Origin of the sequence: Mesorhizobium sp. M1006 (assembly GCF_040318825.1) — a bacterium.
Classification (GTDB): domain Bacteria; phylum Pseudomonadota; class Alphaproteobacteria; order Rhizobiales; family Rhizobiaceae; genus Mesorhizobium.
In genome coordinates this window covers 1-633 of sequence record NZ_JAMYMZ010000163.1, presented here as the reverse complement: position 1 = coordinate 633, position 633 = coordinate 1, and the positions used below count along the sequence as shown (strand labels likewise).

The 633-nt window shown below is 66.8% G+C and carries 1 protein-coding gene; it reads right to left on the bottom strand.

The genetic code is table 11. The annotated features are described in order from the left end of the window. On the bottom strand, nucleotides 1-633 hold a 633-nt coding region (gene tnpC, locus NKH60_RS35050; protein ID WP_352875145.1), incomplete at both ends, for an IS66 family transposase.

Here is a 633-nt window from a genome sequence, read left to right as displayed (position 1 = left end):
GCGCGCTGTCCGCCGCGATCGGAACCGCAGAAGAGCCAGGACTTTCTGCCGAGAGCGATGCCGCGCAGGGCTCGCTCGGCTGCATTGTTGGATAGGCAGATCCGCCCATCGTCGAGGAACCGGGTGAAGGATGACCAGCGGCGCAGCATGTAGTTGAAGGCCTTGGTCAGGTCGTGCCCGCGCGAGAGCTTGTCGCGCGTCTTGATCATCCAGCGCTCGAGCTCGGTGACCAGCGGCGCGCTCCGCTCTTGGCGCACGGCGTGGCGTTGGGCCGGCGACAGGCCGTTGATCGCGCGCTCGATATCGAACAGGGCATCGATGCGCTTCACGGCTTCGACCGCCAGCGGATAGACCAGGTTGGGCTTCTCGCCGTGCGCCTTCTTGCGCGCCGCCGCTTCGACATCGGCCAGCTCAAACACTTTGCGCCGGCTGTGGGCCCAGCAGCTGGCCTCCAGAACAGGCGCCGGCTGACGACCCGTCGCATAGAGATCGCCATAACCACCAAAGGCATCGGCCTGCAGAATGCCGCTCCAGCCGGCGAGATGCGTCGCGGGATGTTCGCCTCGGCGATCGCGGGAATAGTAGAACACTGCCGCCGGCGGATCGGCGCCGCCGAACGGTCGGTCATCGCGC